Genomic DNA, 14,101 nt, shown 5'->3' with positions numbered 1-14,101 from the left:
GGTGACTATTGCATATCTCTCTTGAGATAAGACAGAGAGTTATTACCAGCGCAAAGTCAAAGAAGGCAAGAATAAAATTCGGATCGCCGATGCGGCTTGTCTCAATGCGGTTCGCAGCAAACTCATCCACCGCTTCTGCGCCATTGTTCGCCGGGGTGAGAAATATGAAAAAACTTATGCCCTCACCCTTGTATAAATCATAGTTTGACAAAAATGGGTGCTAGACAAATTGGTCTATTTTATGTACTTATTCACAGTTCTATACTAACAAACTTATAAAAGAGCGTAGGTTATAACCAAGGCGAATAGAGTAAAACCTAAAGTTATTGAAAACCATCGGTCGCTTTCTGACATTTGCGACACACAATCCAAAAAAATAACACCCTATTTCAATTACGTCCACATTTAAAGCAAACAAATATATTTGCAAGGCATTGATTTTATTAAAAAATATATAATTACATAAGCCAATTAGTGCTTACCCTTTTGGGGGAACTTTATCGCTTCTTATATGAAACTCTTAAAGTATATACCATTTTTTTTGATAATTTATGTCAAATCATATGCTCAGTATACAGTCTCCGGAAAGGTTTATAATGAAAGCGAAAAACCATTTGAATACATAAATGTTTCGCTCCTCCAACTTACTGATTCGATACCGATTCAAATTACACAAACGAATGCTGGGGGTATATATCAATTTAAGACAATTAAGCCGGGCAACTATTTAGTCCAAACGTCATTTGTCGGGTACGGCACCGCACTGTCACCCGTATTCATGGTAACAGACAATGATATCGACGTAATTGATATTCAGGCAAAGCCCGACAGCAAAAGCTTATCGGAGGTTACCGTTGCAGGAAAAAAGTTATTCCTACAGCAGGAAGGCGATAAACTAGTTGTCAATGTGCAAAATAGCCCTCTCTCGTCAGGGGCTACAGCCCTGGAAGTATTGCAGCGAGTGCCTGGTTTACAGGTTACCAACGACAAAATCTCGATGTCGGGAAAAAACAGTGTTAGCATCCTAATCGACGGACGGTCATCACAGTACACCGATATTAATTCGGTTATTCGCGAAATACCCAGCAACAGCATCGAAAGAATAGAAGTAATCTCAAACCCCCCGGCCAAATACGATGCCCAGGGCGGAGGATTAATCAACATCATATTAAAACACAATAGCGTTGCCGGGACTAACGGAACTGTCTCATTGTCCGGGGGATATGGCCGGTTCGACCATAAAGAGGTAAATGCGGGTATGAATAATTACTACCGCTACACACCATCCCTATCACTAAATCATAGAAGGGGCGCGTTAAATGTATTTGGCAGCTACAGTTATTTACATCGAAACATATTCGAAATCAACCTGATTAAACGTTATTACAACAACAGATTTTACGACCAGAAGAATTTCAATCCGTCATCCTATGGTTATCACTCTTACCGGGCCGGTGTTGATTATTATCTGGACAGCACCAACACAATAGGCCTTCTGGTAACAGGATTTAATCGCTCCGGAAACGGGAACTTCGAAAACTCGTCCACAAATTACAACCAAAGTTCGGGAGAGGTAGTTGAGTCCCTAAGCAGTCGTAATCAACAATCCAATATCAATAACACTATTGAAGCAAACTTAAACTGGAGACACCAGTTTAAAACACCCGGCAAGTCGTTAAATGTCGATTTGAACACCGCACATTACTTACTCACCAATGAGAGTACTATTCGGGTAGTTTCACAGAACAGCGGCAGGTATACCAATTATCAGAAGGTAGACAATTCGATCAATTTTCAGAATCTGAAGGTCGATTACACAAGTCCTATTAACCATACTATTCAATTTGAGGCAGGCGCTAAATCAAGTTTTGCCCGTATCACAAACGATTTAACCTTTTTGCAAAACGAACAACCCGATCCAGGCCGTTCGAACCGTTTTGTTTACACCGAAACGATCAATGCTTTATATATAAATTTCATTGCCAAAGTAAAGAGCTGGGATATACAGGCAGGACTACGTGGTGAACAAACCATCGCGAACGGTAAGACAGCCGATTCGGTACTGGTCAACCGAAAATACAGCAAACCATTCTTTAATCTTTTGGCTACCCGCCACCTGGATAGTAATCTGGCGGTGACGCTGCATTACAGCCGCCGAATTGACCGGCCAACCTACCAGCAACAAAATCCGTTTGAGTTCTATATTGATCCTCAAACCTATATCAAGGGCAATCCCATCCTGTTGCCACAGTTCACTCACTCAGGCAAACTGAGCTTTACTTACCAGGGCTTACCGTTCCTGGCTATCAACTACGACCGCACGACGGATGTAATTTTTCAGTATGCCCCCCAGCAACGTACCGTCACCGATGCCAATGGGTCTACGCGCTTAATTAGCTACACAGTGGCTGACAATATCGCTCAGGCAGATGTGTTTTCAACCCAGCTAAACTTTCCCATTACCTTTAGAAGGCTGGTGAGTGGCTATGGGGGAGGTATGATAAATCGGCAACATTACAGGGCTATTTACCAGGGTGAACTGTTTGACAGGTCTAAATGGGCTTATACGTTTTATACAGAAATAAATGTCAAGATAAGTAATACACTTAGTACACAGCTATCGGGCCACTACGCCGGACCGAGTCTTTTAGAGTTCATTAGCGCCGGTCGTAACAGTAGTGTCAATGTGGCTGTCGAGAAAAGGATTCTCAACAATAAAGGCAAACTCGTTCTGGCCGGGAATGACTTATTTTATGGCAATCGCACCATTGGACAAATCCGCTTTCAGGACATAAATGTTTCTATAAAACAATATTCAAGTACACGCAATTTCAGACTGACATTTTCTTATTCGTTCGGTAATCAATCTGTTAAAGGCGAGCGAAAACGTAAGACAGGCTCGGAGGAGGAAAACAGCCGGGTGAAAACAACTAATTAAACCGGTACGGTCGTGAATTTGAAAACCTTATTAGTCCTGTTACTAATGTTTATTATCTCCTGTGGCAAGCCAGATATTATTGTTTCGCAGAGTTTAACCCAACTAAACATACCCGCCCGAATGCAGTACTATAAGGTACCGGGCTTAAGTGTCGCTATTATAAAAGACTTTGCCATTGATACTGTCTTAACGTATGGCATTCAGGACATTGAAACCAAAATACCGGTAACAAATACTACGCGTTTTCAGGCGGCCTCTATCAGTAAAGCCATCAGTGCCGTTGTTGCCTTGCACGAGGTAGAACAGAAACAACTGTCGCTGACAGACGATATAAGTACTTATTTAACCGCCTGGCAGATTCCCCAGGTTGGTACCAATGAAACAATAACCCTGGCGCATTTGCTTAGTCATACTGCCGGTATTAATGTACCTGGATATACGGGTTATGACGCCAATCGTCCTATGCCGCCGATCACTACTATCCTGAATGGCCGGGCCGGGGATGGCGAATCCGAAAAAGTACGAAAAACGGGTAAAGTGGGTAAAGAATTTACTTACTCCGGGGGCGGCTATTCTATAGTGCAAAAGGCATTGGAAGATCGAACCGGGCATTCTTTTGCTGAGCTAAGTAACCGGAGCTTATTTCAGCCATTAGGCCTCAGCAATACTAGTTTTGGTACCTCATTCAACCAGTCAGAAAGCCAGCGTATGGCATCGGGTCATTTGAAAAGCGGGGCCAGCATAAACGGCAAATGGCGAAATTATCCGGAGGCTGCGGGTGGTCTATGGACAAGCACTACGGATATGGCGAAGCTGATTATCGAGATTCAAAAATCATATCATAATCGGTCGAATAAAGTACTAAGCCAACAAATGACCCGGCAAATGCTAACTCCATTTAAGAACCCTATTTACGGTTTAGGGTTTTATCTGGATGGTAAAACTGACAACCTTTATTTTTCACATAATGGCAATAACGTTGGCTTTCAGGCCAATTTTATTGCCCATACTCAAAACGGGTATGGTGTAGTGGTGATGACTAATTCGGACGCCGGGAATCTATTGATCAAGGAAATTTTCACGGCGGTAAGTTATCAGTATGGGTGGCAGGGGTTTCCATGTAAGTAAAATCTATTTGCGTTCAATTTGCTGACTGGCCTGCTCTATCAAGTCATCTCTGCCCTGCTTAGCGTGCTCCTGATTCATGTCAACCCGGATATCGGGTGGCACCCCCCCTTCGATGTTAAAGCCATCGAAACCATAAAATGCACTGGTAGACACGCGGTATCGCCAGCCATTTGGAAGCTCATACTCCAGCGGCATGGCACCGCCACCACCAGTCATGTCCCCCAGCGTTGTTACGTTCGGGATCTGACGCATGGCTTCTGTAAAAAAACTACAGGCACTAAAGCAGGCGCGATTGGTTAAAAGAACCACCGGTTTAGTCCAGGTTGCCCCTTCCGGGTTTACGTACACCCGTAAGGGCTCAGTGAAGTTGTCCGGTTCCGGCCCCTTCTTAAACACGGTATGCCCTATGTTCAGCTGGCTAGCGGTAAACCGTCCGGCTAAACTCAACACATTTCCGATCTGCCCTCCCCCGTTGTTTCTCACGTCCATGATCAGGCCCTTTACTTTTTCCCGTTCGAACAGTTGCAGAATGGCATCGATGGTATCTACATCCCGGTTAAACGTCCGATAATGAATGTAGCCAATATTGTTGTCGAGAATGGCGTACGTAAAACCGCCTGATTTAACGTATTGTACGCTCGGTTTATCCAGGTAAAACTTCCTGACCAGCGCAGAGTCGTAATTGCCAGCGTAGCCCGCTTTAAAATTGTAAGCATAGTAGTTGTCAGGTGTGTACACACTGATATGCCCATCCTTAAGCTCACTAAGCATGGCCGTTATGACCTTGTAAAGCTCCGCATCGCTGGTGCCTTCGTTCACGCTCGGGCGATATTGGTTATACACGCTATCCCAATCGAGGTTTTTATACTTAAAATAGGGATAATGGTCCCTGACTTTTTGCCAGAGCCTATCAAAATTCTCAACCGGCTCGCTGCTTTTGTCCGAGTCAATGAGGAGCCTTTCACAACCCGATAAGAGGAGAATGGCCAATCCGGCAACTACATACTTCAAGTGCTTGGCAATCATTTTGATCGTTCGTGTATGTGCTTGACAAAGGATACAGTCAGGGATTGATTTCCTTGACTAACGGGTAGATTAGAAGGTATGGAGTAATACTCCCAGTCGTAACTCAACCGGATGGTCTTCGTGTTTGAAAAGGAATAGGTCAACGACGTTGTTGTTTGTAATCTAAAAAAGTCCCCGGTGCTTCTGACTCTCCCGCTGCTGACCAGCGGGCCAGTTAACCCCTGGTCTTGGTGGTTGAACACGCCGTCTTGTAAAAACGCTTCGGGATAAGGTACCCCATAAGCAGGCCTGATCACGTAAGCAACCACCGGTACCGACAGCTGAAAGGATGCAGCTAAACGGGAAAAACGTCCTGAGAAAGAATGGTTTGCCTGTGTTCCTATACTAATTGCGGTACCAGCATCATAGCTAACAGGATTGTTCTCACGGGTATTGAATAAGCGGGCGTTCGCCCACACATCAGCCCGGCCACCCAAAGCCCAGCTAGTACGTGGGCGGGAATTGAGAACCCAGTACTGGCTGTAAGCGAGCTGCGCTTTGTAAGCAGAAACGCCCGACTGCTTCCTTATTCCGTTTTGCAACCCGCCCGCCTGGACACTGAACAGTACACGCTGAACGCTTTTTGGCTGGTTATACTCGTAGCCCAACCGGACAGTTGCCCCCATGCCGCTATACCGGAGCGGTGAAGAAGAGAGGTCTTTAATGGTCATATACCCAAAACCAGCGCCAATCAACAGCTGTTTATCGGCGCTGTCTGTTTGCTGTGCCACCGCTCTACTGTAACCAAGCACGCTTAGGAGAATAATGCTGCGTATTTTCATGCCGTTGATTTTATGAACTTAGGCTATACAGTTAACGCCACAAGTCTGCTTGTCATCATTTTTAAAAGGTAGGCCGTGTGCTGGTAGATAAAAAAGTGATCACCGGGCAGCTGCCTCACGATTACGGGGGCTGTGCTTTCTGTTTTCCAGGCCAGAGCCTGCTCCATCGTGATATCTTCGTTCATACCTATAACGACATCAATAGGTATGTCGAGCGGTGTCTGATCGCTGGGGTACACAAACCTGTCCAGCGCATGAAAGTCGGCTTTGAGGATAGGCATATAGAAATCCATAACATCCTTATCGTTCAGAATTTCGTCGGGCAATCCGCCAAGACATTGTACCCGTTCAACAAATTCAGTGTCATTCAGCAAATAAGAGGGCACCGCATTGCGGCAAACCGATGGCCCCGGCCGGCCGGTAAAAAATAAATGGAGAGGTTGTGGCAAACAAGCTTCTGCTATCTTCCTCGCCACCAAATAACCAACGGTAGCGCCCATGCTGTGGCCATAAATAGCGTATGGCTGGTCCCAATCCAATTTAGCAACAAGTTGATTGTAGCCATCTTCAACGATTTCATCGAGGCTGGTTAGCAGTGGCTCATTCATGCGCGCGCCCCTCCCCGGCGACTCCAGAACCACCATATCCAGCAATATGGACGGTACATTGATTATAGGCCGGTACGAGTATTTGTTGCCACCGGCGAAGGGAAACCAGAACACTTTCATCTTTTTCATAACCAACAGTTGAAATAGAGTTGAACAAATGGTTAAAGGGCAGATGGCTTAAACTGCCTGAAATCGGGATATATCTTTTCTACTTTCCGGAGTAGTGCGTTGAATTCGACAGCAAAGCCAATAGCATTGCCAATCCATTCGCGGGTAAGCCGGGCTACGTCATCCGTAATAAGATGCATGTTGTTGTGCTCCAGCGCTAAAAAATTAAGTCGGTAAGCCCGCTCAATGGCCACCATTCGTATGATGGCCGCTTCAATACTTCCGCCACCGGTAATGGTACCATGATTTCGCAATATGGCGACATCCATCCCTGCCAACGCTTCAGCCAGATTCTGACCCTCTTCCGGATTGTTTACCGGACCGTTATAGTGTTCGTACAAGACATGGTTTTCAAAAAAAAGGCAGCAGTTCTGATCGATGGGTTTTATTGGCAGACCGGTAGCACTGAATAAGGTACCCCAGGGGGAATGCGTGTGGGCTACACAGTTCAAATCAGGCCAGGCTTCGTGGATGGCGGCATGTATGCAGAAACCCGCTGTGTTTACCGGATAATCACCTTCGAGTACTTTACCGCTTTTATCAACTTTGATGAGGTTTTCTGGGGTTACTTCTTCGGCCAGTAAGCCAAAAGGGTTTACCCAGAACGCATTGGGCTGATCGGGCACACGCATGGTAATGTGCCCGCTGATACCACCTTCATCCAGGTTTTCGGTTACCATTATCCGGTAGGCGGCCGCCAGCTTGTATTTCAAAACCTGATGATCCTGACTGTCCGACGATTTATTAATAAAAAACCGGGCGGTCTCCTTGCGGGTTTCGGCCACTACTTCTGTCGCTCCGTTATCACTGGCTGCTGAACGATGATGATAAGGCTCGGCCATGGCGACCATCACTTTACGCGGTCCGGAAAAAGGATGGCGACCATGAGCGAACAACACGTTGTTCACCATCAACATGTCTGACTTTTCCCAGCTAAAAATCAGTTGGGTTCGCTGGTAAGCGTCCCGAATAGCTTCCAGATAACGGTCAGGTATACACGTACCATCACCAAAGCAACTGTTTCTGGGAACGTTGTCTATACCGCACTGGTCGATCAGAAACTCCTGAACGCTTGAATCAAGGCTGGACAGGTGAAAAAGGTGAGCCTGGTTAAACCAAACTTTCTCCTGTGTGTGTGGATCAACAAACGTGGCCTGACAAACCTGCCTGGTACGCAGATTACCATCCTTTTTCCACTCGTAGGCAATGCCGGCTTTTTCGCAATACGCTTCCACCTGCGCTTTATCCTCGGTTTGGAACACTTGTTGCCAGGGCAGATCGAGCCCTTCACTGAAATTGCGTACGTACATGACCCCTTTCCGCTCAAACTCCTCACAAATAGCCGGGTCGATGAGCTGGTACACCCGTCGGCTGTCCGAAATGGGCGTTTCTCCACCCAGCTCAGCAGGCTGTGCGCAATAGAACCAAACCTTTTGAGGCCAGTGGTTGCTGTAGGAATGCTCATTGTGCATGGGAATGTACTGATCCTTAGGATACTCGGTCGACGTGTACACCTTATCAGCTACCTTGCTCCGTGGGGTCGACGGCTCCGTGTAGTCCATAAGCTCGTTTGACAACAGCGCGGTAGTATCCTGAAACGCCTGGTTTCCGGCTACGTCGAACCCTCTAAAAAGCAGCAAACCTTCTTTTGCGTATGTCCGGTCTACCAGAGTTTTATTGGTAAGAATCCAGTCCTTGAGCGCGATCGGCTCGTTAGCCTGAAAGACCGCTACGTTGCCCCGGTCCAGGTTTAGATAAAGGAACGATACTGCTGGCTGAGCGGCTACTGCCACCGAAACGGGCTTTGCGTTTAGTAAGCTCTTTAGCCCCATTTTATTTTGTATCATAACGTAAGGGAGTTTAACAGTTGATTAGACAAATAGCTGATCCAGTTCGGCTACTTTCGATACCTTACTTATAGTCTGATCGTTGACTATGGTGCCGTAATCGAACTTGATGATCCGGTCGGCATGATGGAAATAATGGTCATCGTGGGTCACCGCAATAATGGTTTTGCCCATGCTTTTCAGGTCTGCCAGAACGAACTCGTAAAAGTAGGTTCTGAACACAGGGTCCTGCTCAGCGGCCCACTCGTCCAGCACCAGCAGTTCACGATTTTCCATCAGGGCATAAATAAGGGCCAGTCGTTTGGTCTGCCCTTTAGATAGGCCTATGTCGATTTTCTTTGTATCGTTGTCGATGATGAGTACATGCTTTAGTTGCATCATGTTGATGTAATGCATCAATTCAGTGTTCTCTGTCCTCAGATCGAACCCGTCATAATTTTCGCTGAACAGGTAGCTGTTGGTGAAAATTGCCGAAAAGCAGTCACTATACGCATTGTATTCCGCTAATGGTACGGGATGGCCGTTGTAGCTGATGGAACCGGCCGATGCCTGGTAGAGCCCGGTAAGCAGGTTCATGAACGTACTTTTACCGCTGCCATTGCCGCCCGTAACAAAGATGATTTCGCCTTTATTGATGTTCAGGCTGATCGGGCCTACGGTGAATGATTTTTGCTTCAGATGGTCGGTATACTCGAAGCAGATATTTTTGAAACGCAGGCTCTCAAATCTGGGGCATTTGCAGGGCAAAACCGCCGGCTTACTATCACTCACTGAGACGGTGCTTATTTCTTTTTCGACCGACTGAATACGTTCTACAGCAATGTTGATGTTGTTCAGGTGCGTCATGATTCCTACCAGTGAAGACAACGGCCCCATCAGATACAACACGACGATGATGAACGGGATATAATCCTGAACACGCATGTTGAACAAGGCTGGCAACACGAAGATTACCATCCCCAGGGCGAAGTACCAGCTGTAGCGACCAATCAGTTCATTGTCGAGATACCGTACGGCGGTTTGCTGCCCCAACGCTTTTGCGTTATCCCGGTTGGCTTTGATAAACAGCGTGAACAGGTTCCGATTCCGAACCGAACTCATTTTAACTTCCTTGAACCCATTGAGCAAATCGAGCAGGTACTTGTGGTATTTATCCTGCAAGTCACGCACCTTACCCAGATTTTTCCGGATGGCCTTGTTCCGGGTGGAATAAAAGATGAGCATTCCCAGCATCAATCCGAGCATACACAACCCGCCAGCCACGGAGGTATAACAGAGGTAAGCCAGGGCACAGACAACGATGATCGACGAGTTCACAATCACGATCATCACTTCGGGCACCAGTCCCAGCACCCGCACATCGTTGATGGCGGTATAGACCCGTTCGGAGCCGAGTTTCTGAAAATCAGACAGGGAAGCAGAGCGCAACTGATCGACAATATTCAACTCAAATCCATACAAAATCTGCTGGGTAAGTTTGACCAGGTAGGTTTGGAAGACCTTGGTTGTGACGACGGACACCGCCAGCAAGCCAAAAAAGATCAGCCAGCCATATTGCGGCCATATGGGAAACGGTTTGCCAGCAATCGTAAGGTTGATAAAAAGCAGCAACACGCTAAAGGTGAAACTGTTGATTATCCCTAAGCCCAGAAGCGCCGTATAGAAGAACCGGGACTGGCTTTGAAATATTTTCAGGAGGTGCATATTAGACATGTTCAGGGGTGAGACTCGCCAGTTCCGCCACGTCGATCAACGCCCGCTTAAAGGCGTTCGCCAGACTTTGCACGGTTTCGGCTTTAAATTGACACTGGCTGTATTCAATACGGGTCACCAGTTTGCCGCTTTCTACGTAGGCCGTAATGTAGAACAGGTAAGGATGCCTGAAGTCGTCCGGATGTTGGGTATGTCCGGTCGATTCATCAGCCAGCGGGATCGACAGCCGGGCAATGTCCTGATCGAACTGCCCGAAGTAATTGACGCATAGCTGCGGCATCACGCTGGCCTCGCGAATGGCTTCGTATCCACTCAGGTATTTCAACAGCCCAAATCCAATCCCCTGGTTGGGCACCTGCGATAGGTACTGATGGGTGGCCAGCAGCAGTTCAAGGGTATCAGCTTGCCCATTTGCCGATATCAAAACCGGATAGGTGGTGGTAAAATACCCTACCGTGCGCGTAACGGTCACCTCGGTAATTGGCTGGCGTCCGTGGCCTTCAACGTCGACCAGCAGGTTTTCTGTACCAAATACCCGGTTAACCGCCTGGGCGACTGAGGCAAGCAGCACGCTGTTCATACCGGCCTGATAGTATTTGCTTACGTTGACCAGTAGGTGCCGGGTTTGTTCGGTATCCAGTTCAAAAGCGATTTTTCTGGAATCAGAATTAACCGTGTCCGGCACGTCGAAATCCGGTTTGATCAGATCGTGCGGCTGACTAACTGTGTTCAGCCAGTAGGGCGCTTCGGTCTGAATAAAGGCCGGCTCATTCGCATGGTAAGCCAGGCTTTGTGCCCAATCTTTAAATGAGCCGGTTTTCAACGGAAGCTTCAGCTCGGCGTTTTCTTTATACTGTTCGTATAAGGTGTTTATGTCTTCGAACAGGATACGCCATGAAACTACGTCCATTACCAGATGATGCACGAGTACCAGTAAGCGGTCGCTGGCGGGCCCCTGAAACAGGGCGAGCTTTAGTAAAGGGCCCGTTTGTAACGAGAAGCTGGCCTGTAGCTTTTCGGCCTGGGTTTTGAGTGCCTGCTGATAATCCGTGGACGAGCGCAGATCGATCCGATCCAGATACAGTTTCTGGCTGGCATCGTGATTGAACTGGCGCACCTTACCATCCACTTCGTCAAACGTCATTCGCAAGACATCATGATGCGCAAGGATCGTTTGAAAGACAGCGCGAATCATGTCCTCATCAAAGCGGTCATCAGTTTTGAACAGCAGGGCGAAATTGAACTGCTGAGGGTATTTCCTGTTTGTCTCGAAAAACGTATGCTGAATAGGCGTTAGCGGCACCTCACCGGCAACGGCCCCTTGCCGAGCAGGCGTCTGGATGGCAGTTACCCTGGTGGCCAGCTCTCTTATGGTTGGATACTGTAATAAATCGGCTATGTCGATATGCAGTTTTTCCTGGTACAACAATGCCGACACCTGAACTGCGCGGATAGAATCACCGCCGATCGCCAGAAAATCATCGGTCGTGCTGATGGCCTCTACCCCTAATACCCGGCACCACACCTGATGAATCTTTTCTTCCAGGGTATTTTCAGGGTGGGTGAAGTTGGCTGATTCCTGCAGTTGAGCAGGATCGGGCAGTTTATGCCTGTCAATTTTCCCGTTCGGGTTAAGCTCGAACGCCGGTACCTGAATTAGATAGGAAGGAATCATGTAAGCCGGTAAACGCGCGGCCAAGAAGGCCTTTACTTCATCGGTGCGCAGTTCGCCGGTGGCTACATAATAAGCGGCCAGTTGCTTAGTGCCCGTACCGTTGTCGGGCAACACGGTTACTACCGCTTCTGAAACCGGAAGGTGGCTCAACAAGCTGTTTTCTATCTCGCTCAGTTCGATACGATACCCGCGTATCTTAACCTGTCCGTCATTTCTGCCGAGGCATTCCAGTTCACCATCCGGAAGCCAGCGTCCTATATCACCGGTTCTGTAGAGACGGCCTGTTGCGTAATTCCGTAGTCCCGGAAGGAATTTTTGCGCATTCAGTTCGGCTCGTCCCCGGTACCCCCGGGCAACCCCTGCCCCACCGATGACGATCTCGCCTTTTGTCCCTAGCGGAGCCAGGTCGTCATCCTGATCGAGAATGTAAATCTGAGTATCTGAAATGGGTTTGCCAATGGTAATGGCGCGGCTGTCGGTCACCTTTTTTATGGTACACCCTACCGTGGTTTCGGTTGGACCATATTCGTTGTATAGGTGGATGCCGGGGTTGAGCCGCTGCAGACAATCTACCTGTACGGCGGTCAGGTTTTCGCCACCCGTGATAACATGGTCGATGTTGGTGCTTTGGAGCGGCAGATATCCCAGCATACTGATGTGAGAAGGCGTCAGTTTGACGGCATTGATCGGGGTGGCCGGATCGAACACATCGGCCAGGATATCCGCTACCGGCATCTCATCGGGATAGACGAATAAGCTGTCACCCCGTAAAAGCGTAGTGAAAATGCAGGTCAGCGTCAGATCGAACGACAGGGAGGTGAAAAAAGGGAAGTGAATGCCTGGTTGCCAGTCGAAGTAATAATGATTTGCCCAACGCAGGTAGTGCAAAAAGTTTCTGGCCTCTATCTGCACGCCCTTTGGCTTCCCGGTGGAGCCGGACGTATAGATCATGTAAGCCAGATCCGTTGGTTCAGGCTCGTGCGTCTTTATCTCAAATCGTCCAGCCCGAATTGCCCAATCGTCGAGGTTCAGAGTATGCCCCTGGTAGGTACGTAAATACTTGTGCTGTGCGGCCGAATCAGTGATCAGTAAGGTACAGGATGAGTTCTGAAGGATATAATCTACCCGGTCAGCTGGATAGTTAGGATCGATGGGTAAGAACGCAGCCCCTGCTTTGATAATGCCCATTAACGCGATGATCATTTCCGGACACCGTGGTAAAAGAATACCGACCATCTGGTTGGCCACAATGCCGTACTCCCTTCTGATTTGGGCAGCCAGTTGGTTGGCCGCTTCGTTGAGCTGGTGGTAGGTTAGTTTCTCCCCCTTATAACTCACGGCAACAGCACCGGGATTATTCAGTACCGCCTGCTCGAACAAACCGGCTACGGAACTGCCTTTTTCAGGATAGCCGGGAACCTGGTTCAATCCATTGATGAGGATATCAAGCTCCTGCTCAGGCAGCATACCGATCTCGTTAACCAGGCTTTCCAGGTTAGCGAAGCCAGCAAGGGTCTGGTTGAAATGAGACGCCATACGCTCAATGAAATCATGTTCGAACCAGTCCGGGTTATAGACAACTTCACACCCAATGGAGTCATTCGCTTTCGTGATTTGCAGATTGAAATCATAGGTCCGGCTGCTATCCGTGACATCATGCAGGTTGCTGAAGCTCACGAAAACGTTGGAACCTAAACCCCTGGCTTCCTTTTCATCCAGTAGTTCCAGCGGAAAGTTTTGGTACCGGTACGTGTCGGCAATCGTCTGTTTGGTATCCTGCAACAGTTTCCTGAGCGTCGTGTGCGGGTCACTACCAATCACCAGGGGTACCGTTTGCACCCCTGCGTCAGAATCGCCGTTAGCCCGTTTAAACAGGGGCGTATGTACCGTGATGTGCCGTTGACCGGTATATTTTTGCAGCAATACACTCAGCACCGTTGTCATCACGACAAACACCCCCGAATCATTACTGCCCACCAGGCTGTTGATAAGCCGCGTGCCGGCTTCATCAATGGTGAAAAAGAAACAGCCCTGCTTTTGATCACGTCCGTCGGCAACCAGCGTTCGCTGAGCAAACGTGAATGCGTCACTGCCTTTTCTCGCCAACTGCCGCCAGAAGTCATAGTAGGGTTTGTACCCGCTGCCGGTGAACTGGGCTCTGTCAAATCTTTTCATTT

General features: G+C 48.0%; 8 protein-coding genes. 2 read left to right on the top strand and 6 right to left on the bottom strand.

Annotation, left to right across the window (positions count from 1 at the left end; genetic code table 11):
- Positions 1 to 511 precede the first annotated feature (511 nt).
- Positions 512 to 2,938 (top strand): TonB-dependent receptor, encoded by a 2,427-nt coding sequence (locus tag FH603_RS16345; RefSeq protein ID WP_186738614.1) that lies wholly within the window; start codon positions 512 to 514, stop codon positions 2,936 to 2,938.
- 120 nt (positions 2,939 to 3,058) lie between these two features.
- Positions 3,059 to 4,066 carry a serine hydrolase domain-containing protein gene (locus tag FH603_RS16340; RefSeq protein WP_186738613.1) on the top strand — a complete coding sequence of 336 codons (1,008 nt, stop codon included), beginning with the start codon at positions 3,059 to 3,061 and terminating at the stop codon, positions 4,064 to 4,066.
- A gap of 3 nt (positions 4,067 to 4,069) precedes the next feature.
- Here FH603_RS16340 and FH603_RS16335 read toward each other — a convergent pair whose 3' ends face one another.
- Genes FH603_RS16335 through FH603_RS16310 form a run of 6 tightly spaced genes read right to left on the bottom strand, consistent with a single transcriptional unit; the run spans position 4,070 to position 14,099 of the window.
- Positions 4,070 to 5,092 (bottom strand): S41 family peptidase, encoded by a 1,023-nt coding sequence (locus tag FH603_RS16335; RefSeq protein ID WP_186738612.1) that lies wholly within the window; start codon positions 5,090 to 5,092, stop codon positions 4,070 to 4,072.
- On the bottom strand, positions 5,089 to 5,913 hold the full coding sequence (locus tag FH603_RS16330; protein ID WP_186738611.1) for a hypothetical protein: 825 nt from the start codon (positions 5,911 to 5,913) through the stop codon (positions 5,089 to 5,091). The genes FH603_RS16335 and FH603_RS16330 overlap by 4 nt, the downstream gene beginning before the upstream one ends.
- A 23-nt stretch (positions 5,914 to 5,936) precedes the next feature.
- Positions 5,937 to 6,650, bottom strand: a complete 714-nt coding sequence (locus tag FH603_RS16325; protein WP_186738610.1) for a thioesterase II family protein — start codon at positions 6,648 to 6,650, stop codon at positions 5,937 to 5,939.
- 32 nt (positions 6,651 to 6,682) lie between these two features.
- On the bottom strand, positions 6,683 to 8,536 hold the full coding sequence (locus FH603_RS16320) for a class II aldolase/adducin family protein (protein ID WP_186738609.1): 1,854 nt from the start codon (positions 8,534 to 8,536) through the stop codon (positions 6,683 to 6,685).
- A gap of 24 nt (positions 8,537 to 8,560) precedes the next feature.
- Positions 8,561 to 10,249, bottom strand: a complete 1,689-nt coding sequence (locus FH603_RS16315) for a cyclic peptide export ABC transporter (RefSeq protein ID WP_186738608.1) — start codon at positions 10,247 to 10,249, stop codon at positions 8,561 to 8,563.
- Positions 10,242 to 14,099, bottom strand: a complete 3,858-nt coding sequence (locus FH603_RS16310) for a non-ribosomal peptide synthetase (protein WP_186738607.1) — start codon at positions 14,097 to 14,099, stop codon at positions 10,242 to 10,244. The genes FH603_RS16315 and FH603_RS16310 overlap by 8 nt, the downstream gene beginning before the upstream one ends.
- Between the last annotated feature and the right edge of the window lie 2 nt (positions 14,100 to 14,101).

Source organism: Spirosoma utsteinense (genome assembly GCF_014282275.1).
Taxonomy (GTDB): Bacteria; Bacteroidota; Bacteroidia; order Cytophagales; family Spirosomataceae; genus Spirosoma; species Spirosoma utsteinense.
This window is presented reverse-complemented; position numbering and strand designations above follow the sequence as displayed.

Coding starts and splice junctions, on each gene's coding strand:
- FH603_RS16345 (WP_186738614.1), top strand. CDS start 512: ATGAAACTCTTAAAGTATATACCATTTTTTTTGATAATTTATGTCAAA.
- FH603_RS16340 (WP_186738613.1), top strand. CDS start 3,059: ATGCAGTACTATAAGGTACCGGGCTTAAGTGTCGCTATTATAAAAGAC.
- FH603_RS16335 (WP_186738612.1), bottom strand. CDS start 5,092: ATGATTGCCAAGCACTTGAAGTATGTAGTTGCCGGATTGGCCATTCTC.
- FH603_RS16330 (WP_186738611.1), bottom strand. CDS start 5,913: ATGAAAATACGCAGCATTATTCTCCTAAGCGTGCTTGGTTACAGTAGA.
- FH603_RS16325 (WP_186738610.1), bottom strand. CDS start 6,650: ATGAAAAAGATGAAAGTGTTCTGGTTTCCCTTCGCCGGTGGCAACAAA.
- FH603_RS16320 (WP_186738609.1), bottom strand. CDS start 8,536: ATGATACAAAATAAAATGGGGCTAAAGAGCTTACTAAACGCAAAGCCC.
- FH603_RS16315 (WP_186738608.1), bottom strand. CDS start 10,249: ATGTCTAATATGCACCTCCTGAAAATATTTCAAAGCCAGTCCCGGTTC.
- FH603_RS16310 (WP_186738607.1), bottom strand. CDS start 14,099: ATGAAAAGATTTGACAGAGCCCAGTTCACCGGCAGCGGGTACAAACCC.